Annotated in this window: 17 protein-coding genes; 10 read left to right on the top strand and 7 right to left on the bottom strand. The window is 64.7% G+C overall.

Annotation, left to right across the window (positions count from 1 at the left end; all coding sequences use genetic code 11):
* Positions 1–13: 13 nt before the first annotated feature.
* Positions 14–2,179, bottom strand: a complete 2,166-nt coding sequence (locus VF716_RS04195; RefSeq protein ID WP_045159114.1) for a methyl-accepting chemotaxis protein — start codon at positions 2,177–2,179, stop codon at positions 14–16.
* A 390-nt stretch (positions 2,180–2,569) separates the two neighbouring features.
* Between VF716_RS04195 and VF716_RS04200 the strand changes: the two genes are divergently transcribed.
* From VF716_RS04200 to VF716_RS04215, 4 genes are all read left to right on the top strand, one after another.
* Positions 2,570–3,007: a copper-binding protein gene (locus VF716_RS04200; protein ID WP_026006449.1), complete on the top strand. Its 438-nt coding sequence runs from the start codon at positions 2,570–2,572 to the stop codon at positions 3,005–3,007.
* A gap of 40 nt (positions 3,008–3,047) precedes the next feature.
* Positions 3,048–4,310: a sensor histidine kinase gene (locus VF716_RS04205; RefSeq protein ID WP_095460153.1), complete on the top strand. Its 1,263-nt coding sequence runs from the start codon at positions 3,048–3,050 to the stop codon at positions 4,308–4,310.
* Positions 4,310–4,969: a response regulator gene (locus tag VF716_RS04210; protein ID WP_013982923.1), complete on the top strand. Its 660-nt coding sequence runs from the start codon at positions 4,310–4,312 to the stop codon at positions 4,967–4,969. Before VF716_RS04205 ends, VF716_RS04210 begins: the two co-directional genes overlap by 1 nt.
* Before the next feature lie 327 nt (positions 4,970–5,296).
* Positions 5,297–7,606: a TonB-dependent receptor gene (locus VF716_RS04215; protein WP_440551938.1), complete on the top strand. Its 2,310-nt coding sequence runs from the start codon at positions 5,297–5,299 to the stop codon at positions 7,604–7,606.
* A 100-nt stretch (positions 7,607–7,706) separates the two neighbouring features.
* Here the strand turns inward: VF716_RS04215 and VF716_RS04220 are convergent, their stop codons facing one another.
* The 4 genes from VF716_RS04220 to exaA form a co-directional block, all read right to left on the bottom strand.
* Positions 7,707–8,810 (bottom strand): DUF2703 domain-containing protein, encoded by a 1,104-nt coding sequence (locus tag VF716_RS04220; RefSeq protein ID WP_255222861.1) that lies wholly within the window; start codon positions 8,808–8,810, stop codon positions 7,707–7,709.
* An 88-nt stretch (positions 8,811–8,898) separates the two neighbouring features.
* Entirely contained in the window at positions 8,899–10,215 is a 1,317-nt protein-coding gene (locus VF716_RS04225) for a methyl-accepting chemotaxis protein (protein ID WP_019405880.1), read from the bottom strand.
* Positions 10,216–10,350: 135 nt separating this feature from the next.
* The gene (locus VF716_RS04230; RefSeq protein ID WP_061373666.1) at positions 10,351–11,004 is read right to left on the bottom strand and encodes a pentapeptide repeat-containing protein; all 654 of its coding nucleotides are present in this window, start codon (positions 11,002–11,004) and stop codon (positions 10,351–10,353) included.
* 157 nt (positions 11,005–11,161) lie between these two features.
* Positions 11,162–13,033 carry a quinoprotein ethanol dehydrogenase gene (gene exaA, locus VF716_RS04235; protein ID WP_095460150.1) on the bottom strand — a complete coding sequence of 624 codons (1,872 nt, stop codon included), beginning with the start codon at positions 13,031–13,033 and terminating at the stop codon, positions 11,162–11,164.
* A gap of 310 nt (positions 13,034–13,343) precedes the next feature.
* Here exaA and pedF point away from each other — a divergent pair, with 310 nt between their 5' ends.
* From pedF to VF716_RS04255, 4 genes are all read left to right on the top strand, one after another.
* Entirely contained in the window at positions 13,344–13,781 is a 438-nt protein-coding gene (gene pedF, locus VF716_RS04240) for a cytochrome c-550 PedF (protein WP_011913396.1), read from the top strand.
* Complete coding sequence (locus VF716_RS04245; protein WP_095460149.1) at positions 13,781–14,695, top strand: substrate-binding periplasmic protein; 915 nt, start codon at positions 13,781–13,783, stop codon at positions 14,693–14,695. The genes pedF and VF716_RS04245 overlap by 1 nt, the downstream gene beginning before the upstream one ends.
* Before the next feature lie 77 nt (positions 14,696–14,772).
* On the top strand, positions 14,773–15,519 hold the full coding sequence (locus VF716_RS04250) for a quinoprotein dehydrogenase-associated SoxYZ-like carrier (protein ID WP_095460148.1): 747 nt from the start codon (positions 14,773–14,775) through the stop codon (positions 15,517–15,519).
* A gap of 46 nt (positions 15,520–15,565) precedes the next feature.
* On the top strand, positions 15,566–16,495 hold the full coding sequence (locus VF716_RS04255; protein WP_095460147.1) for a quinoprotein relay system zinc metallohydrolase 1: 930 nt from the start codon (positions 15,566–15,568) through the stop codon (positions 16,493–16,495).
* A gap of 6 nt (positions 16,496–16,501) precedes the next feature.
* Here the strand turns inward: VF716_RS04255 and VF716_RS04260 are convergent, their stop codons facing one another.
* Positions 16,502–17,740, bottom strand: a complete 1,239-nt coding sequence (locus VF716_RS04260) for a substrate-binding protein (protein WP_095460146.1) — start codon at positions 17,738–17,740, stop codon at positions 16,502–16,504.
* Positions 17,741–18,019: 279 nt separating this feature from the next.
* On the opposite strand from VF716_RS04260, the gene VF716_RS04265 reads away from it, so the two are divergent.
* Positions 18,020–19,795 (top strand): PQQ-dependent methanol/ethanol family dehydrogenase, encoded by a 1,776-nt coding sequence (locus VF716_RS04265; RefSeq protein ID WP_013982914.1) that lies wholly within the window; start codon positions 18,020–18,022, stop codon positions 19,793–19,795.
* Positions 19,796–19,896: 101 nt separating this feature from the next.
* On the opposite strand, the gene VF716_RS04270 is transcribed toward VF716_RS04265, so the two are convergent.
* Positions 19,897–20,766 (bottom strand): helix-turn-helix domain-containing protein, encoded by an 870-nt coding sequence (locus tag VF716_RS04270; protein ID WP_045159135.1) that lies wholly within the window; start codon positions 20,764–20,766, stop codon positions 19,897–19,899.
* Positions 20,767–21,099: 333 nt separating this feature from the next.
* Between VF716_RS04270 and VF716_RS04275 the strand changes: the two genes are divergently transcribed.
* On the top strand, positions 21,100–21,864 hold the full coding sequence (locus VF716_RS04275; RefSeq protein ID WP_011913389.1) for an SDR family NAD(P)-dependent oxidoreductase: 765 nt from the start codon (positions 21,100–21,102) through the stop codon (positions 21,862–21,864).
* The last annotated feature ends 27 nt before the right edge of the window (positions 21,865–21,891 follow it).

A 21,891-nucleotide genomic window follows, 5' to 3' on the forward strand; every position in this document is an offset into this window, starting at 1 on the left:
TCTCCTTGGTCGACTAGCGTACCGAGCGAACCTTGAAGCGTCCGACCTGCTCGATCATCTGCCGCGCCTGCTGCGTCAGTTCCTGAGCCGCCTGGGTCGATTGATCCGAGTTCGAACTGTTGTGGTGCACCACTTCATCGATCTGGCCGATGGCCTGGCTGACCTGTTCGATGCCGGACGCCTGCTGGCTCGAAGCCTGCGCAATCTCTTCCACGAGTTGCGATACCTGCGCTGCCCCGCGAACGATGGCCTCCAGCGCTTGCGCGGTGTCGTCGGTCAACTCCATACCCTTGACCGTCCGCGCGTTGGATTCCTGAATCAGGCGGGTCGAGCGTTGCGCGGCCTCGGCACTGCGTGCCGCGAGCTGTCGCACCTCGTCCGCGACCACGGCGAATCCGCGACCATGCTCGCCGGCGCGAGCCGCCTCGATGGCCGCGTTCAGGGCAAGCAGGTTGGTCTGTGTCGCGATCTCTTCGATCGCTCTGATGATGTTGGTGATATCCAGGCCGGATTGATTGATCTCCTGCATGGCGGCCTTCAACGTCGCCATCAGCTCGTTGCCGCCTCGCGCCGAGTGTTCGGATTTGCGCGAGAGACTGTTGGCTTCGTTCGCGTACTCGGAGGTCTGACGGATCTGTACCGCCATCTGGTTGATGGTGGCGCTGATTTCGGTGACGGCCGAGGCCGACTCGGTCGCGCCGGTGGATAGCTCGTGGCTCAGACGGGTGACCTGGCCGGCCTTGTCGTTGATGAGCCCGGAACTGAGCTGCACCTGGGAGACCAGCTCGTTCAGGTTGTCCACCATTCGTCGAAGGGCAAGGCCCAGCTGGTCGCGTTCGGATGCCAGACGGACCTCCACCGCCAGGTCGCCCTGAGAGATGCGTTCGGCGACATGCACCTGCTCCTGCAGACTGTCTGCCATGCGATCGAGGCTGGCCGAGAGCTGGCCTACTTCATCAGCCGAGCGATGCCCCAGGCGCTGCGAGAAGTCGCCCTTCTGAATCGCACCAGCCAGTTGTGCGGCCCTGCGGATGGGCAGGGCAATCGCGCGTGCCGAGAGCCATAGCGCAATCACTGCGAGTAGCGATATGACGACCCCGGCGCCGACCTGCTGCAGCATGCTTCGTTGGCTCTGCGCGTCCATCTCGGCCTTGAGTTCGGTCGCCTTAGCCAGGACGATCTGCTTGTCGATCTTGAGCATCATCGACCAGGGTTTGCCGGTGCGGCCCAGGTGAATCGGCGCCAGGACGATCATCATTCCGTTGTCATCCAGCCGCGCAAGCCGTTCGCCTTTCTGGATCGAATCCAGAGCGGGCCGCCACGCGTCCGGCAGTACCTGCTGGAAATGCTGGCCGATCAGGTTGGGATACCGGCTCTCCGCCACGATCAAGCCCTGATCGCTGACGATCGCCACTTCACCCTGGCCCTCGAACAGCTTTGCGGAGACTTCCTGGCTGATACGCTGGACGAAGTCGAGGTCATAGTCGGTACCGGCCACACCGAGGAAGCGACCGTCCGCGATGATTGGTACCGAGAGCGTCGCCAACCAGACCTGCCTGCCCTGTACGACATATGGCAGAGGGCCGAGCACGCTCTCCTTGAGGGTTTCCCGCGGGCCGATGTACCAGCCGCCTTTGAGCACGCCGTTGGGGTGCTTGTCCTGGGTGTCGTATTCCACCAATGGCTGGACGGCGATTTTGCCGTCTGCGCTTCGCGTCCAGTAAGGCGTGAAGCGTCCGGTCTGGGCGTTGTTGCCGTTCTGCCCGTCGGTGAATAGGTAGTCCTGGCCGTCGATCGCGTCCGGTTCCCAGCACGAATAGGTTCCGTTGAAGTCCGGCTGACTCTTCAGCACGTTCAGCAAGACCGCGTTGACCTCGTCGCGGCCGACCTGCAATCCGCCGTTCTCCTTCGACTTGGCGACCGCGAAGGTGGTTGCCATGCTGCGCGCCGTTTCCAGCGCCTCGGTGAACTCGGTGCGGATCTCTTCGGCGTATTGGCCGGCGAGGTGTTGCAGGTTCTGCAACGCGTCTTCCTGTGCCTGCTGGCTGACACGGGTCGACACCAGATGCTGGGTGGAACTGGCCAGATAAACGCTGTAGCCGATCAAGATTCCCGCGGATATCAGCAGGCATAAGCCGCCGATAACCGCTATTCGCTGCTGGATGGATTTGAGAGGCATCACGGTACGACTCCTGATAACGCATGAGAAGACAGCTGCGGCAAGCCCTCGAGCGCGTGATCGCGTCTCGGCGGTTGCGCGAAATGGGTGATGTCCAATTGGCATCATTGATATCGAGATATTGCGGCCGGACCTCAGGGAAGTTGATCCGTACCTTGGTACCGATACTTTGGTAGCGGTATGGCTGTGGAGGGGCATGCGGCGGTCTTCCGGCCCGCGAGACCTGTGGCTGCCTTTGCGCTGAATCGAGTGGCCGGCTGGCCCAGATTTCAATGCTGGCCGGGCTCGACGTGGCGACCTCTGCTGGCCGCGAGGCGCTACCAAGGTAGGAGGTGGTGGCGAGCGCGGCGCCTTAGGATGGGCACCGACAACAATAAAGAGGCCAGTGCCATGCCCACCTACAAAGCTCTGCTGCTCAACGTTCTGTTCATCGGCAGCCTGATCGGCTTCGATTGCAGCCACGCCGCCGGCGATCTCACACGCCGCACCCAGGCTCTGCCGGACCTGCGTTTCGGTTCAGAGGAAAGCGACTACGCCGTCTCGCAGAAGGAATACCAGCTGGAGACCGGTGTCGCTTACCAGCTCAAGGTCAGCTCCGACGGCCAGAAGGAATGCGCGTTCCAGGCTCCGGAGTTCGCCAAGTCGATCTTCTTGCGCAAGGTCGAGGCCGGCGGTGTGGAGATCAAGGCCATCACCCTGGTCGAGCTGGAGTTCGAGGATGCCGGCGAGGCCGAGATTTTCTTCCTGCCGGTCAAGCCGGGCAGCTACCCGTTCTACTGCAAGGGGCTCGAGGGCAAGGGCATGGAAGGCCGCTTCGTGGTCAAGTGAGGCGACACGCGAAGGTGGCTGAATTCCGGAGGTAGCCGATATGTCCGCGCTCTGGCGACTGAACCTGCTGGTGGCACTGTTCTTCGCCCTCGTGGCGATGGTCTGCCTGGCTGTGCTGCTGCGCCAGGCGAGCCACGACGTGCAGCGCGAACTGGATGCCGCGGCGGCCGTGGTTGCCTACCTCGGCGAGATGGCCGAGCGCGATCCCGCCACCTTGCGCCCCGAACTTACCGATAGCCTGCGGCACGTGCGGGTGCGCTGGCTGTCGCCCGGGCAGCCAGCGACCGACAGCGGCGATACGCTGCTCACCGACTGGCTCGGCACGTGGCTGTACCCGGCAGAGCTGGCCGCTCCCAGTGAGCTGCAGCTTCCCGGGGGCGAGCGCCTGCAGATCAGCGTCGATCCGAGCGACGAGGTCGAGGAAGTCAGGGATTCGCTGTTGCAGCTGCTGGCTCTTTTCGGAGTGGCCCTGCTGCTTTGCCTGTTGGCGATCCGTTGGGCGGTGCGCCCCGGCATGCGCGTGTTGGCAGAGCTGTTCGGCGCGTTGGTGCGCATCGCCGCCGGGCGGCTCGATACCCGACTGCCGCCCCATCGCTTCGCCGAGGCGCGCGAACTCGCCGAGCGCTTCAATCACATGGCTGCCGCGCTGGAAGACACGCGAGCGGATAACGACCGGCTGACACAGGCGCTGCTCGCGCTGCAAGAACGCGAGCGCACCCGTCTGGCGCAGGCCCTGCATGACGACCTGGGACAGTACCTGGCAGGCATCCGCGCCCGGGCCTGCCTGTTGCGGGTCCAGGCGGAGCAGCCGGATGCCGTGCGTGAAACCGCGGCCCATCTCGAACAGCACAGCCTGGATCTGCAGAACGGTTTCCGCACCCTGGTGCGCGACCTCTACCCGGTGATGCTCGATCACCTCGAACTGGCCGATGCCATCGGCCAGCTTGCCGAGCAGTGGCAGAGCACCCAGGGGATCGAATGCGAACTGCAGTTGCAGGGTGCGCTGCCACCGCTGTCGATGGAGGCCAAGTTGCACCTGTACCGCATGGTGCAGGAGGCACTGACCAACGTGGCGCGCCATGCGCGAGCGACCCGCGTGCGACTGCAGCTACGGGCCGATCGCAACGGGGTGCGGCTGTTGCTGCGCGACGATGGCCATGGCTTGCCGCCTGAGCGGCTCGGGGTCGGTCTGCGTTCGATGGTGGAACACGCCCGCTGTCTCGGCGCGCGGTTGCGCATGCGCCATCGCCCGGGGCACGGCTGGGCGCTTTATCTGAATCTGCCTGTGGAAGGAGCGACGTGATGAAAATACTGCTGGTGGATGACCATGCGGTGGTGCGTCAGGGCTATGCCAGCCTGCTCAAGGCCCTGTTGCCCGAGGTGAGTGTCAGCGAAGCCGAAAGCGGCGAGCAGGCGCTGCAGCAGGTGCAGGAAAGCATTCCGAATCTGGTCGTGCTCGATCTCGGCCTGCCGGGCATCAGTGGCCTGGAGACCTGCCGGCGCCTGCGCCAGCGATTGCCGCTGTTGCCGGTGCTGGTGTTCAGCATGCACGACGAGCTGGCGCTGGTGCGTCAGGCGCTGGACGCCGGCGCTTCGGGTTACCTGACCAAGCGTTGCGCGCCGGACGTGCTGGTCGAGGCGGTACGCAAGGTGCTCGCCGGGCAGACCTTCATCGAGCAGCCGCTGGCGACCGATCTGGCTTGTCAGCGGCCGTCGCGCTCCCCCGTCAAAGGACGGCTGGCAGATATGACGCCGCGTGAAATGGAGATCTTCATCATGCTCGCCCGGGGCATCGGCAATCGCGAGATCGCCGAACGGCTGTGCATCAGCAGCAAGACCGTCTCGAATCACCTGGCGCTGCTCAAGAGCAAGCTCGAAGTCAGCTCCCAGGCTGAGCTGGTGCACCTGGCGATTGACCAGGGCCTGTTGCGCGTCGGCGACCACATGCTCTGCGAGGCCTGACGGCAGCCCGGTACGGTCGCATTCATTTTTGCCGCGGTTCTTGCCGCGGCGACCTTCCTCTGGCAGCGCTTCGCTGCCGCTTCCCCGTCTTTCCACGGCCCGTACGGACGGGCGGCGCCTGCGCGCGCTGGAAGTCGTCGGCCGTTCTAGTCCACAGGACGTAATACCAAGCGCCTGGCAACCGGGAAGATTTCCCGCCAGGGCCGGGAAATCTTCCCTGTCGGCGCAGCGGGGCACCTTTCGATAATCGCGCCTGGCCGCTTGCCATCATGCAGCGGCCCGGGCGGCTTGTCCGCCGCGCACCGCCAACAAGAACAAGGAACAACCATGTCGTATCTCTGCCGCAGCGCAATCCCCCGGCGCACGTTGCTGTCCCTTGCCATCGCCATCGCCATCGCCAGCGTCCTGCCTGGCCTGGCGCATGCCGACGAAGCGTTCGATCTTGGTCGCGATGACGTGGTTGCCACGACTCCGTTGCCGGGCATCGATCTGCCCAGGGACCAGGTGCCGGCCAATATCCGGACACTGGATGACGAACAGCTGCGCAAGCTGGGCGGCCAGTCGCTCGCCGAGAAGCTGCAACGTGGCCTGCCCAGCGTCAACGTCAACGAAATCCAGGGCAATCCTTACCAGGCCGATCTCAACTACCGCGGCTTCACCGCCTCGCCGCTGCTCGGCACGCCGCAGGGGTTGTCCGTGTTTCTCGATGGTGTGCGGGTCAACGAAGCCTTTGGTGATGTGGTGCACTGGGACCTGATTCCCAGCACCGCCATCGCCGACATGCTGTTGGTCCCGGGCTCCAATCCGCTGTACGGCCTGAATACCCTGGGTGGTGCGCTGGCGCTGCAGACCAAGCGTGGCGATACGCATCCCGGTGGCTCGGCGGAACTCTATGGGGGTTCGTTCGGGCGCAAGGGCGGCGCATTGGAGCATGGCGGCAAGCATGAAGAGCTGTCCTGGTACCTGGCCGCGGAGGGCATGGAAGAGGACGGCTGGCGCGATCATTCGCCATCGGACATGCGTCAGCTGTTCGGCAAGTTCGCCTGGACCACCGACACCACCGATGTGGCGCTGACCCTGGCTCATGCCGACAACGATATGATCGGCAACGGCCTGATCCCTGAGAGCATGCACCACCGGAGCCGCCAAGCCATCTTCACCCATCCGGACCAGACCGAAAATCGCAGCCACCTGATGGCGCTCTCGGCCAGCCACTGGCTGAGCGACAGCGATCGATTCTCCGGCACCGTCTATTTGCGTCGTACCCGCACCGCAACGCTCAACGGCGACGGCAACGACGAATACGAGGATGAATATGAGCAATGGGAGGACGACGGCTTTGTGGGCGAGGCGCCAGAGAGCGGTGTGCTGAACCGCACTCGCACCGCTCAGCGTGCGTTCGGCCTGGCCTTGCAATGGACGCATTACGTCGGCGCTCACCAGTTCGCCGTGGGCCTTACCCACGACAACACGCGCGCCAGCTTCCATCAAAGCGAGCAGGGCGGTGAGCTGACCGATTCGCGCGGCATCAGCGCCACAGAAGAGGAGGAGCAGGCCAACAGCTTGCTGGGTCGCACCCGCACTTCCAGCCTCTACGCCACCGACACCTGGTCACTGACGGATGACCTGCAGCTCACCGGCTCGCTGCGCTACAACCGTACCCGGGTGGTCAATGCCGATCGCATGGGGGACGCGCTCGATGGTGACTTCACCTATCGCAAGCTGAACCCGGCGCTCGGCTTCGCCTGGCAACTGCAGCCGGCTGTGACCCTGTATGGCGGCTTCACCCAGGGCAACCGCGCGCCGACCCCCATCGAACTTGGCTGCGCCGATCCGGAGAACCCCTGCAGCCTGCCCAACGCCATGGCCGCCGATCCCTTCCTGAAGCAGGTGGTGACACGCACCCTCGAAGTCGGTGTGCGCGGCGAGCTGGCTGGCGGAACGCGCTGGAACGCCACGGCCTTCCGCAGCATGAACCATGACGACCTGCTGTTCGTTGGCACCGGTGGCAGCATGGGGTACTTCACCAACTTCGGGCGCACCCGCCGACAGGGCATCGAGCTGGGCCTGGCCGGCCAGCAGGGGCCGATCGACTGGCGGCTGGATTACACCTATCTGCACGCCACCTTCCGCTCTGCGGCGTGCCTGCTTGCCGAGAACAACAGCACCGCGGGCGAGGGTGGCTGTCCGGACGACGAAATCCGCGTATCCAGCGGCGATTATCTGCCGGGTCTGCCGAAGCACCACCTCAAGCTGGGCCTGGACTGGAACATCGATGAAAGGCTGCGCCTCGGCACCAGCGTGCTGGCGTACTCGTCGCAGTACGTACGTGGCAACGAGAACAACCGGCATCGGGCCAACGACGAGTTCGAGGGACGTGGCAGGCTTCCCGGCTATGCCGTGGTCAATCTCACTGCCGATTACCGGCTCGCACGTGACTGGACGCTGTTCGGCCGGGTCGACAACCTCTTCGACAAGCGCTACGCCACCGGCGGAGCGCTGGCAGAGAACCCGTTCGTGGGGGCCGGCAATGCCTTCGAAAGTGACCCGGACGAATGGCGGCACGAACAGTTCATCGCCCCTGGCGCTCCGCGTGCCGGTTGGCTGGGTGTGCGTTACCGCTGGGATGCGCTCTGAGCGATCCGGACGCGCAGTCGCCTGCGGAGCGCCGCGCTGGGCAGGCCCACGAAGCGCTCATGGGCGATTGCCACGGCGGGCGTGCGCGCTTCGGAGGGCTTCAGGCGCAGCAGCCGTTATCGGGTAGCGAAGGTGCGACGGGCGCTTCGACGGGGTGGCCGAGCAAGCGTTGCGCCGCGAGCAGTCCCGCCTGCACGATCAGCGCGGCCGGGACCGCCTCATAACGTGTTTCGTTCAACTCAAGGGTCCGGCAGTTGGCCTCGCCGCACGCCGACCAGCATTTGCTCTGCCCGTGAGCTGCGCCCAGCCACCGCTCCAGCGGTACACCGGCGATCCAGATGCGATTCGATTCCAGCGGCGTCCGCGAGAAATCAGCCGGGGTGAGGGCGCCGGTCTGGACCCGCACCCTGACGCCGAACCGGCGCAACGCCTGCTGCAACCGACGGCTCGCCTGGCGTACCGCCTGCTCGGTGGCGCCACAGCGATCGCAGGTCTGGCCGCTGTCATTGACCAGGCGTTGCCAGCGAATCACCAGCGGGTCCAGCGTGGCGTCGGCGGTTGCGTTCTGTGCGCGCTGCGCGGCCATCAGCAGCTCCTGCTGGTGTTCTGCCGGCAAGGCGAGGAATACCTGCAGCGCGGCGTAGGCATCATTGGCCGCATAGGCTTGCTGCGCTTCGGTCAGTAGCGGATTGGCCCAGTTCGAGGTGGCCAGGCGGCGGGACTTGTCGATCTGCCTGCCCAGCACCGCAGCGACAGCGCCACGCAGGCCGACCTGGCCCTTCTTGCCCTGATAACGCAGCAGCGAACCGAGATCGAGCAGGCTGTGAGCATGAATGCCCAGCCGTTGGTGCAGCCGTGAGCGGTCGGATTTCAGCCCGAACCCGATCTTCACCACCTGTGTCGCCTGCAGCACGGTGCGGGCCGCCTCGATGCAGCCGGGCAGTCCGACTCGCAGCAGGTAGGCTTTCGCCGGCGTGGCGAACTGGATGAGGTGCGGTCCGCTGGAAACTTCGCCGACCCTGAAGGTCGGCTTGGATTCGGTGTCGAAACCGATGCAGGGGCAGGCGAGAAGCTCCTGCGCAGCCGCGGAGAAGGCCTCGGCGCTCGCAGGCATGACGATGGCCTGATTCGGCAATCCCTGGAAGGCCGGCAGCCGCTCGACGTCCGACTGCACCGCGATGTGGATGATGGGCCTCTGGCTCAAGCGCTGATCCTCCGCCGGGTACATGCATTGCCCGATTGCGCTCGGGCCTGCCGGCAAGTGTAGGCGCTGGGCCGAGCGCAGCCCGCCATCAGTTCTTCAGCTGACTGGCGAACTGGCCGACCGCACTGACCACTCGCTGAGCGCCGTCCTGGATCTCGACGATGACCGCGCCGGCCTGGTTGGCGAATTCCAGGCCCTGTTCGGCCTGGTCTCGGCTGCTGGACATGCTGTGCACGGCAGCCTGGGCGAGGTCCTGGTTCTTCTGCACCACCCCGACGATTTCCTCGGCTGCCTTGCTGGTGCGCGCGGCCAGCTGACGCACCTCGTCGGCTACTACGGCGAAGCCGCGGCCCTGATCGCCGGCGCGAGCAGCTTCGATGGCGGCGTTGAGCGCCAGCAGGTTGGTCTGATCGGCGATCCCGCTGATGGTCTTGAGAATGGCACTGATCAGCTGCGACTGCTTGTCCAGCGCCTCGATGCCATCGGAAGCCTCTTGCATCTGCTGGGCAATGCGATGCATCACATCGACGGTCTGCTGGACCACCTGGGCGCCGCGCTGGGCACTGAGATCGGTGTGGTGCGAGGTGTCATAGGCGATGGTCGCGGCCTCGGCGACGGCCAGCTCGCGGTTGACCTGATCGGTGATCACGGTGGCGAACTTGATGACCTTGTAGAGCTTGCCGTAAGCATCGTGCACCGGGTTGTAGGAAGCCTCCAGCCAGACCGTCCGGCCATGGGCATCGATGCGCTTGAAGCGGTCCGCAATGTACTCGCCGCGGTTCAGGCTGGCCCAGAAATCCCGATAGGCAGCGGATTCGGCCTCTTCGCGTTCGCAGAACATGCGGTGGTGCTTGCCCTTGATCTGCTCGAGGCGATAGCCCATGCCGTCGAGGAAGCGCTGGTTGGCCGTGATGACATGCCCGCCCAGGTCGAATTCGATGACGGCGGTGGAGCGCAGCAGTGCATTGATCACGCTCTCGTGCTCGCGTGACGTCTCGATGGTGCGGGTCAGGTTGGTGGCGCACAGGGTGAAGTGGTGCAGCGTGCCATCGGAGCCCTTGATCGGTTGCCAGATGGAGCGCAGCCAGGCTTCCTGGCCATCGGCACGCACCAGGCGGTACGCCCCGCTGACATGCTCGGCACGCTGCATGGCGGTCTTGAGCCGTGAATAGTTCGGTTCGCTACGAAACTGCTGGCTGAAGAAGCCATCGAGCGGACGACCGATAAGGTCCTCGCGGCGATAGCCCATTTCGCTGATGAACAGCTCGTTGGCGTGCTGGATGCGTCCTTGCGGGTCCAATTCGAGGACCATCATTTCCCTGTACAACGAGTTCTTGATCTGCTGGTTGATTGCCGCGTCCTCGCGCAACTCAGCCAGTTCCCGTTTTAGGTTTTTGTTGAACATCTGTTTGGCATCCAGTGGAGGGCAAGACCGCCCAGTCACTGCATCGGCGCCGTTCGAGTTTTCCTGAGGCGCAGTGGCCACCCTTCGTTCTATCCCTCCGATTGAGCCCCTCAATCGAACGGGCATGGCGGTGCATCACTTTTCCCAGTCATGCGGGCAGTCCTTGCATCCTTCCATATTGGTGCCCTGAAAGGTCGCGTAATGGCGGCGAGCACCGGTCAGTACGGCATCTGCCAGGTTGGCATCGTTGAGCTTGGCTTCCTGCAGATTGGCGTCGGTGAGGTCCGCCCCCATGAGGTCGGCCTTGCTCAGCCAGGTCATCTCCAGGTCGGCAGCGCGCAGGGTGCTGCCATGCAGCTTCGCGCCGCTCATGCGCGCGAACTCCAGGTAGGCACCGGTGAGGTCGGCCCCCTTGAACTGCGTGGCCTGGGCGAACAAGCCCCAGCCCTGGATGGCGATCAGCCTGGCATCAGTGAAATTGGCCAGGCGCAGGTTGGCCTGTTGCAGGCTGGCGCGATTAAGCGTGGCGCCGGTGAGGTCGGCCTTTTCCAGATTGGCCAGGTCGAGGTTGGCGTGGCGCAGGTTGGCGCCGGAGAGGTTGGCGCCAGCGAGGTTGATCCGGCGCAGGTCCTGATTGCTGAGGTCGGCGCCGCGCAGGTCGGCGTTGGCGCATTGGCTGTCGGGCTGTAGCACGCAGCCGTTGACGGTCAAGGGGCCGTCATCCGCAGCGAAGACCGCGGCGCTGCTGAACAGGGCCAGTGGCAGAAGCAAACGGCAAGGGGCGTTCATGGGCGTCACCTGAGGCAGGAAATGAAAAGCGGTCGCGTGGCGTTTCTGGCCTGTCGACGAGAGCGCCAACCCGGAGCCGGCGAGGCCAGGCATGCCGCGCGAACCGCTGTATCTTGAGGGCTAGAGGACGTGCCCGCGTGGGCGGGCACGGCTCCACTCATCGTTTGGCGGTCTTCTTCTCCCAGTCCGGCAGCTTGAATACCCAGAACGAGCCACCCTGGGCGACCGGCTTGGTCAGCACGGCCATGTCGCCACCCCACAGGGGCACGGCGCCGCCATAGCCGACCGTTACGCCGATGTACTGCTCGCCGTCCTGTTCCCAGGTGATGGGCGGGGAAATCACGCCGCTGCCGGTCTGGAACTTCCACAGCTCGTCACCGGTTTTGGCGTTGAAGGCCTTGATGTAGCCGTCGCTGGTGCCGGTGAAGACCAGGTTGCCCTTGGTCGCCAGCACGCCGGCCCAAAGCGGCAGCTTTTCCTTGTGTTCCCATTCCACCTTGCTGGTGACGGGATTCATGGCGCGCAGGATGCCGACGTGGTCGTCGTACATGCGCTTGATGCGGAAACCCTGGCCCAGGTAGGCGGAGCCCTTCTTGTAGCTGACTTCCTCGGTCCAGTAGTCCTCCTTCCAGTGGTTGGCCGGCACGTAGAACAGGCCGGTGTCCTGGCTGTAGGCCATGGGGTTCCAGTTCTTGCCACCGAGGAAGGGCGGCGAGACTTCCACCGACTTGCCGTGCTTCTCGCCCGGCTCCGGTTTGGGCGGGCGCTGGCCTTCGTTCTCGACCGGTCGACCGGTTTTCAGATCGATATGGCTGGCCCAGGTGATGCCATCCACGAAGGGGAAGGCGTTCTGCAGCTTGCCGTCCTTGCGGTCCACCACATAGAAGAAGCCGTTGCGGTCGGCGTGGGCGGTGGCCTTGATGGTCTTGCCGGCCTTGTCCTTGTAGTCGAACAGCACCAGCTCGTTGTTGCCGGAGAAGTCCCAGGCATCGTTCGGGGTGTGCTGGTAGAACCACTTCACTTCGCCGGTGCTCGGATCGACGCCGACCTGCCCTGAGGTGTAGAGGCTGTCGTAGTCGTTCGGATTGCCACCGTCGCTGGTGCGCTCCCAGCCGTTCCAGGGTGCCGGGTTGCCCGCACCGACGATGATGGTGTTGGTCTCCGGATCGAAGCTGGCGCTCTGCCATGGGGCGCCGCCGCCCTGGCTCCAGGCTTCCTTCTTGCCGGTGGGGTGATTGGGATCGTCCGGCCAGGACGGCGCCTTGATGTCGCCGGTGGGGGTGCTGTCCTTGCCATTGAGGCGGCCCATGTGGCCTTCGACGAACGGGCGCATCCAGATTTCCTCACCGGTATCCGGGTCGCGGGCGAACAGCTTGCCGACGATACCGAACTCGTCACCGGAGCTGCCGTGGATCAGCAGGACCTTGCCGGTCTTGCCATCCTTTACCAGGGTCGGTGCGCCGGTCATCGTGTAACCGGCGCCATGGTCGCCGAACTTCTTGTTCCAGACGACCTTGCCGGTGTCCTTGTTCAGTGCCACGACCCGGGCATCGAGGGTGCCGAAGTAGATCTTGTCGCCATAGATGGCGGCGCCGCGGTTGACCACGTCGCAGCACGGGCGGATGTCGTCGGGCAGGCGATGGGCATAGCTCCACAGGCGCTTTCCGGTCTTCGCATCGAGGGCGAACACCCGCGAATAGGAGCCGGTAACGTAGATCACGCCGTCGTGAACGATGGCCTGGGATTCCTGGCCGCGCTGCTTCTCGTCGCCGAAGGAGAACGACCAGGCCGGGGTCAGCTTGAACACATTGCTCTCGTTGACCTGCGTCAGAGGGCTCCAGCGCTGTGCATTGGTGCCCATGCCGTACTGCAGCACGTTGCTGGTGGTGACATGGTCATTGGCGATGTCTTCCCAGCTGACCGGTTTGGCGTGCACGGCGCCCGCCATGGCAAGGCTGCCGGCCAGAGCCAGGCATTGCACGGCAAGTGCGAGCGGGCGGGGTGCGCCGGGGTGCGATCTTGTTTTCATGGTTGCGATTCCCTTGGTCGATTCGAACGAGGCCGCCACATCCGGCTGGCCAGGCGATTCGATTATTGGAAGCGCGGCGCGCGCGCCGACACGGAAAAGCTCCCGCCAACACCGGGATTCCTTCCCGGCCGCCGATGATTTGGCCTTGCTACCGGTGGGGTGCCGAAGGTGGTAGCAAAACCCAGTACCAAGGGAGGAGATGCAGGCATCCAAAGCAGGATTCTGCCGATCCGTCCGCGCGGCCAACATGACCACCATGCGCTCCGATTGGGGCTGCCTTGCACAGGTTCTCGAATAGAGGGTGGTAGTCATGAACAACAAGATCATTTTGCGCGCACTGCTGGCAGCGGGTGTCCTCGGGGTTTCCGGACTGGTATTCGCCCATGGCGACGTGACGCCACAGGCTGTCAACACCAAAGGCCTGCCGGCGCTGGGTGAGGAGTGGCTGGACGAGAACCCCTATCGCGCGCCGAGCGAGCACCACGACCTCGCCGTGCAGATCGGCTCCTCCGCTTACAACCAGAACTGCGCCCGTTGCCATGGCCTGGAAGCCATTTCCGGCGGTATCGCTCCGGACCTGCGCGAGCTGGAAGCCAGCTACGACGGCGACGAGTGGTACAAGGAGCGCGTGATCAACGGCGCCGTGCGTGACGGTGCGGTGTACATGCCGCGCATGGCCGACACCCTCAGTCAGGAAGCGCTGTGGGCGATCCGTACCTATATCGAAAGCGAAGCGGCCAAGCAGTGATGGCCGGCGTGCGGCTGTTCCTCGCGCTGTGGCTGACGCTGTGCTGCGCGCTGGCGCAGGCGGACGTGGTCAGGGTGCGCGCCTTCGATGACATCATCGAGTCGGGCGTGCTCAAGGTGGCGATGTACGAGAACTTCCCCCCGTACAGCTACCAGCAGGACGGCCAGCCGCGCGGCGTCGACTTCGAGCTCGCGCAGAAGCTTGCCGAAGGCCTGGGCCTCAAGCTCGAAGTGCTGTGGGTGACGCCGGACGAAACGCTGGACGATGACCTGCGCAACTTCATCTGGAAGGGGCACTACCTGCGCCGCGACGTGCTGGCCGACGTGATGCTGCGCGTGCCGTATGACCGCGAGTTCTCCTACAAGCGCAACGAGCTGGGTGAACTGATCAACGAGCTGGTGGTGATGTTCGGGCCTTACCAGCGCGAGCGCTGGCAGACGGCCTATGACGACCGGCGCATCGAGGACGTGCCCAGCGTGGCGGTATTCCAGTACCACCCGATCGGTGTGGAGGTGGACAGCGTCCCCTCGTTCTACCTGTCCTCAGTCTTCGAGGGTCGGCTGGCGAAAAACCTCCATCACTATCCCAGCGTGCAGCAGGCCTTCGCCGCGCTCAAGGAGGGCGAGGTCGACGCCACCATGGCGATGCGTGGCGAGATCGAATGGCTGATGGCCCAGGCGGGCGACAGCCACCTGAAGCTTGCGGAGAACGCCTACCCGAACATGGGCAAGCAGGTCTGGGATCTGGGCATGGCCGTACACGAGTCCAACCGCCAGCTGGCCTATGCACTGGAGGAAGTGCTGGAACCGCTGATCCTCGAAGGCGGTATGGAAAAGCTGTACGCCAAGCACGGGCTGCATTACGAGCTGCCCGGCTTGTACCAGGATGTGGAAAACGACGTGGCCGGGCGCTGACGGCGGCGTCATGCCGCTCCGGGCCGAGCGCTGCGCGATACCGATCCCGTTGCGGATCGCCGTTTCGAGGAGTCGACATGAGCGTCCGGATCTTGCTGTTGTTGATCGCCCTTCAGGGGCAGGCCGTGCTGGCGGCTGATGCCGACCCGCTGCAGTCGGTGATGTGGGAGTACCACCACAAGGGCTTGCTCAACGGCGAGCCCTACGTGTTCGACGAACGCGTGCAGGTGCAGGTGCCGCCGTTCGCCGAGGACTCGCGGCAGGTGCCGATCCACGTCGATGCGCGTGCCCTGGGCGATGAGGTGGTGCGCATAGAAGCCTGGGCCGACCTCAATCCCATCCCGCGGATCTTCACCTTCGTCCCCGGCGACCAGGTGTTGCCGCTGGTGGCGATCCGCATCCGTGTCGAGCAGGCCACCCCGGTACGTGCCGCCGTGCTGACCCGAGATGGGGTCTGGCATGTCGGCTCGGCGAGGGTCGATGCCGCCGGTGGGGGGTGCACCGCGCCCAGCGTGGTGCGCGCGCAGCCCGGCTGGGAGGACCGGCTCGGCGAGGTGATCGGCGGGCGCTTCGTGCGCGGTGACTTCAGCCGTCTGCGCCTGCAGGTCTCCCATCCCATGGATAACGGGCTGGTCGGTGGCATTCCGGAGTTCTTCCTCAACCAGGCCGAGCTGCGCGCTGCCGACGGGCAGGTCCTGGCAGCGCTCGAGCTGTATCCCGCCGTCGCCGAGAACCCGAGCCTCAGCCTGGAGGTGAAAGGCGAGCAGGACACCCGCCTGTGGCTGCGCGACAACAACGGCAACGAGTTCCAAGCCGCGCTCTGAGCCCATCTCCGCTTCGGCCTGCGATAACCCAAGCCAAGGAGGCGTCATGCGCCTGTTCATTCTGATTTTCGCGTTCTGTCTGACGTCATCCGTGCACGCCGAGCTTCGCTACGACCTGCAGCCGCAGCCGCTCGCCGAGGGCGTCTGGCTGCTGGAAGGCTCGACGGCCAACTTCGACAAGGCCAATGGCGGCAACATCGTCAACACCGGTTTCATCGTCACCGACTCTGGCGTGGTGGTGATCGACAGCGGGCCGTCCAGACGCTACGGCGAGGCGATGCGCGAAGCCATTGCCCGGGTGACCGATCGGCCAATCATCAAGGTACTGCTGACCCACCATCATCCGGACCATGTGCTGGGCAACCAGGCATTCGCCGACGTGCCGATCGCCGCGCTGGCCGGTACCACCGAACTGCTGCGCGAGCAGGGCAACGCTATGGCGGAAAACATGTACCGCCTGGTCGGCGACTGGATGCGCGGCACCGAAGTGGTGCTGCCGACCGAGAGCGTCACGACCGGTACGCTGCAAGTCGGTGGGCGCACGCTGCGCCTGTTGGCGCTGCGCGGGCATACCGGTGCGGACCTGGCCATCCTCGACGAGCGCACGGGTGTGCTGTTCGCCGGCGACATCCTGTTCTACCAGCGTGCGTTGACGACGCCGAACAGCCCGGGGCTGGATGTCTGGCTGGCTGATCTGGATACCCTCCAGGCCTTGCCCTGGAAGCGCCTGGTGGCCGGGCACGGCCCGGTGGCGGACGATGCCGAGCCATTCGTTCAGATGCGCGACTATCTCGGCTGGCTCGATGGCCTGCTGCGTGATTCCGCCGCCAGCGGGGCGGATATGAACGAGGTGATCCAGAGTCCGATACCGGAGCGTTTCGCCGGCATCAGCCTGACGCGCTACGAACTGATCCGCAGCGTCAGCCACCTCTATCCGCGCTACGAGGCCGACGCGCTGGAACGCGTCGACCAGTGAGGGGTTTCACTGCAGCTGTAGCTGATCGCCGCGTTCCTGTTGCCAGTCATCCAGGCTTGGCGCAGCTTCTTCGCCATCCATGCGGTGGATGATGGTGAAGTAATCCTGCTTGAAACGATCCTGCATGATTTCGCTGCGGTTGCGGACCCGCACGGCGTAGATGCTCTGCACGTTCTGATGGTCGAAGTCGCGCCAGTACTGCTCGTCCTTGAGCAGGCGATAGCGATGGCCTTCCAGGGCCGCGATCACCTCTTCGCTGTCCAGGCTGCCGGCACGCTGTGCCGCGTCCGCCCACTGCCGGACGATCCCATAGGCCGAGGCGGCGGTGCTGCCAGGGTAGGCCTGGTGCTGGGCGATGAAACGGTCGACGAAGGTCTGCCCTTCGACACTGTCCACCAGCTTGGGCACGCGCCAGGTCCAGGCCTCGGTGCCGATCACGTTCTCCATGACCAGCGGTCCGGCCTGCTCGACGATGCTCTGGGTCAGGTTGGGCACGATGATCTGCATGCGCTTGCCCAGTTCCAGCGTCTGTGCCAGGCGCATGGTCTGTACCAGATCCTGACCGAGCAGCACGATCACCAGTACGTCGGCATCGCTGGCGGCAGCCTTCTGCAGTGCTGCCAGGTAGTCACCACGGCGTGCGCCACGCTCGGCGATTTTCGAATAGCCGTGACGGGCACGGTCGCGGCTCTTGGTCGCCTCGCGCAGGGCCTGTTCCATGCTGCGGCCCCAGGCGTCGTCGAGGCTGATGTAGTAGTAACGCCGGTTGGGCATGTGCCAGCTGAGGTATTCACCCAGCACCCGCGCGCTCATCCAGGCGCTGTTGGACTCACGGAACAGATGGCGATGGCCGTCGCGGCCGGTGATCTCGTTGGCGTAGCCGAGGGTCGGGAAGTACAGCAGTCCCAGCTGGCGTGCCCGCTGCCCGGCGGCGAGGGCTTCCTCGCTGTTGGCGCCACCGAACACCATGACGGTGCCCTGGCTGGCAAAACGATCGATATTCGCCTCGGCCTTTTCCGCGCGTGCAGCCGAATTGAGGCTGACCAGCTGTAGCGGACGACCGAGCACACCGCCGCGCCCATTGATCTCGTCCACGGCGAGCAGGGCGCCGCGACTCAGTTCAAGGCCTTCGGACTTGTAGTTGCCGGTGCTGGGGTAATTGAGCCCCAGGCGGACCGGCTGGGCGGCATTGGCACTGGCGAGAGGCAGGAGGAGGAGGGTGAAGAGCAGGATCGGGTGAAACATGGCTCGTATCCTTCTGAGCGAGGGGACGACCGTTTTAGGGGCTGGGCCGGCCGTGCGGAATAGTCTTTTCCGGCCGTTTGGTTGCGACTTCGGTGCCGTCGATGGCCCCTACCAGCCCCGGGAGGGCACGGTTTTCCTGGCCTGCAGCGGCGTATTGCTACCAAGGGAGGAGGAAAATCGGTACTGCGGGCAATTGTTGGCGAGGCGGGGCAAACCAAGAATCAGCAACAGACCGGGAAAATTTCCCGGCATAACAATGAACCCGCAGAGGTAGCCGCAATGAAGCACACCGGTCTTCGCAAGCCCTTCGCCGTGACGGCGCTATGCGCCGCGGTGGCGATGTCCAGCCTGCACGCCTGGGCCGTAACCGACCAGGAAATCCTCAACGACGCCAAGTCCACCGATCAGATCGTCACCAACGGCCTGGGCTTGCAGGGCCAGCGCTACAGCACCCTGGACGCGTTGAACACCAACAACATCAATCAGTTGCGACCGGTTTGGGGCTTCTCTCTGGGCGGTGAAAAGCAGCGCGGCCAGGAAGCACAGCCGCTGATCAAGGACGGCGTGATGTACATCACCGGCTCCTATTCGCGGGTGTATGCGCTCGATGCCCGCACCGGCAAGGAGCTGTGGCAGTACGATGCGCGTCTGCCGGACGGCATCATGCCGTGCTGTGACGTGATCAACCGCGGCGTGGCGCTGTACGACGATCTGGTGATCTTCGGCACCCTGGACGCCAAGCTGGTCGCACTGAACAAGGACACCGGCAAGGTGGTGTGGAAGAAGACCGTCGCCGACTACAAGGCCGGTTACTCGCTGACTGCCGCTCCGCTGGTGGTCAACGGCAAGCTCATCACCGGCGTTTCCGGTGGTGAATTCGGCGTGGTGGGCAAGATCGAGGCCTACAACGCGAAGAATGGCGAACTGCTGTGGACCCGTCCGACCGTGGAAGGTCACATGGGCTACGTGTGGAAGGATGGCAAGAAGGTCGAGGCCGGCATCTCCGGCGGCGAAGCGGGCAAGACCTGGCCCGGCGACCTGTGGAAGACCGGCGGCGCGGCGCCCTGGCTCGGCGGTTACTACGATCCGGACACCGACTCGCTGCTGTTCGGCACCGGCAACCCGGCGCCGTGGAACTCGCACCTGCGTCCCGGCGACAACCTGTATTCCTCCTCGCGCCTGGCGCTGGACCCGAACGACGGCTCGATCAAGTGGCACTTCCAGTCCACGCCGCATGACGGCTGGGACTTCGACGGTGTGAATGAGCTGATCTCCTTCGACTACCAGGAAGGCGGCAAGACCATCAAGGCTGCCGGTACTGCCGACCGCAACGGCTTCTTCTACGTGCTCGACCGCACCAACGGCAAGTTCATCCGCGGCTTCCCGTTCGTCGACAAGATCACCTGGGCCAAGGGCCTGGACAAGAACGGTCGGCCGATCTACGACGACGCAAACCGCCCGGGCAATCCGAACGAGGCCGACAAGGGCAAATCCGTGTTCGTCGCGCCGTCGTTCCTCGGTGGCAAGAACTGGATGCCCATGGCCTACAGCCAGGACACCGGGCTGTTCTACGTGCCGTCCAACGAGTGGGGCATGGACATCTGGAACGAGGGCGTCGCCTACAAGAAGGGCGCGGCCTACCTGGGTGCCGGCTTCACCATCAAGCCGCTCAACGAGGACTTCATCGGCGTGCTGCGCGCCATCGATCCGAAGACCGGCAAGGAAGTCTGGCGCTACAACAACTACGCGCCACTGTGGGGCGGCGTGCTGGCCACCAAGGGCAACCTGGTGTTCACCGGCAACCCGGAAGGCTACCTGATGGCGTTCGACGCCAAGACCGGCAAGAAAGTCTACGAGTTCAACACCGGTTCGGGGATCGTCGGTTCTCCGGTTACTTGGGAGATGGATGGCGAGCAGTACGTTTCCGTCCTGTCCGGCTGGGGTGGTGCGGTCCCTCTGTGGGGCGGTGAAGTCGCCAAGCGCATCAAGGAGTTCAACCAGGGCGGCATGGTCTGGACCTTCAAGCTGCCGAAGGATCTGGTCGCCAAGCGCTGATTGACGATCTGTAGGACGAGTCCGGCGAACGCCGGGCTCCGTGTGCGAAACCCCGGTCATCACGGCCGGGGTTTCGTGTTTCTGCGCCTGCGGAATTTCTTTCAGCCCTGGCGATAGATGCTGGGGGTGACGCCCACCTCACGACGAAACACCTGGGAGAAATGGCTGGGGCTCGAGTAGCCCACCTCCAGCCCGATGTCGATGATGCTGCGCGGTGTTTCAAGCAGCAGCTGCCGCGCCCGCGCCATGCGCAGCCCGATGAAGTACTGCGACGGTGAAAGGCCGGTGGCCCGCTTGAACATCCGGCTGAAGTGGTACTCGCTCAGTTCGACGACCTGCGCCAGCGCCGCCAGGCTGAACTCCTCGGCCAGCCGTTCGTTCATCACCCCGATGACCTTGCGCAGCTTGTAGGCGGGCAGGGCATTGCTGCGGCGGATGCTGCCGTGCGGGTCGCGATAGTGGCGCAGCAGATGCACTGCCAGTGCCTGGGCCAGGCCACGGACGTACAGCGGGCTGGCTTGGGGCCGGTCGAGCAGTTCGCGACGCAGCTGATCCATCAACCAACGCACCGTCTCGTCCCGTGCACCGGAAACGTCCAGCAAGGCAACGCCGGTGCTCTGCGGCCCCAGCATTTCACGCGCCGCCTGGTCGATGAGCGGCAGGCCGAGATACAGGTGCATCACCTCGAAGCGCTCGCCCTCCAGCGCTTGCCAGCGCATCTCATAGGGCTCGTCCGTGTCGGTCAGGAAGAAGTCGCCCGCACGGACGTTCACCGTGCTCCACTGGCCGCCCGGTGTGCGCTCCTCGACCTGCGCAGCACCGGCCAGCACCAGGACCAGCAACGGCTCCACCACCGCCGGCACGCCGATCGGTACTTCGACCGAACGGTGGCTGAACAGCTGCAGCACGACGTCCTGCGTCGGCATTGGCAGCTCGGTCAGCTGCGTTTCGGCGGGCAGGTAACGGCCCATGGCCTGGGCCGGGGCACGGCCGGAAGCAGGCAAGGGCGGGGCGTCGGTTGGCCGAGGCACGTGAAACTCCAGGACAAGACCGCAAGCGGCTGGGGCGTTAGCGTAGCGCAGCGGCCGCCCGGTGCCGCGGATCGAACACGGAGCGAACCGCAGGGCGGACTTCAGCCCACCATTGTGCGGTCCTGCGGTCCGCAGATGTCGGGATCCGGCTTTTGCGCGCAAGAGTCCGACAGCCAGAGCAAGCCAGCGAAAGTTCGGGGCGCAACGATGAGCAAGACTGAACCTGTCGATAACCAGGGCGCCCATGGCGTCATATATACCGGAGGAATCAGCATGAGCGATTCGAAGCATAGCGTCATCGCGGAAGTTGCAGGCAAGGTCGCGCTGGTCACTGGCGCTGCCAGTGGTATCGGCAAGGCGATCGCCTTGCTGCTGCACGAGCGAGGTGCCAAGGTCATTGCCGAAGACATCGACCCGGCGGTCGAGGAACTCGCTCGACCGGGGCTGGTGCCGCTTCAGGCCGACATCACCGAAGACGGGGCCGCGGAGCGGGCGGTGGGCCTGGCGGTCGAGCGCTTCGGCCGACTCGACATCCTGGTCAACAATGCCGGCATCATCATCAACAAGCTGGTGGTGGACATGACCCGCGAGGACTGGGAGCGCATCCAGGCGGTCAATGCCACTGCGGCTTTCCTGCATTGCCGCGAAGCGGTCAAGGCAATGATGCCCAACCGCTCGGGGGCGATCGTCAATATCGCCTCCTATGCGTCGTACTTCGCCTTTCCGACCATCGCCGCCTATACGGCGTCGAAGGGTGCGCTGGCGCAGCTGACCCGCACGCTGGCACTGGAGGCGATCGAGCATGGCATTCGGGTAAACGCCATCGGCGTCGGCGATGTGGTGACCAACATCCTCAACGATGTGGTCGAGGACGGGCCGGGCTTTCTCGCCCAGCATGGCGAAGCCGCGCCCATCGGCCGCGCGGCGCAGCCGGAGGAGATCGCCGAGGTCGTTGCGTTCCTGGCCTCGGAGCGAGCCAGTTTCATGGTCGGCTCAGTGGTCATGGCCGATGGCGGCATGACGGTCACGGCCGGCTGATGCCGCCCTAGAAACACGAACCCCGCC

Source organism: Stutzerimonas sp. Brlt_14 (genome assembly GCF_051948915.1).
Lineage (GTDB): Bacteria > Pseudomonadota > Gammaproteobacteria > Pseudomonadales > Pseudomonadaceae > Stutzerimonas > Stutzerimonas stutzeri.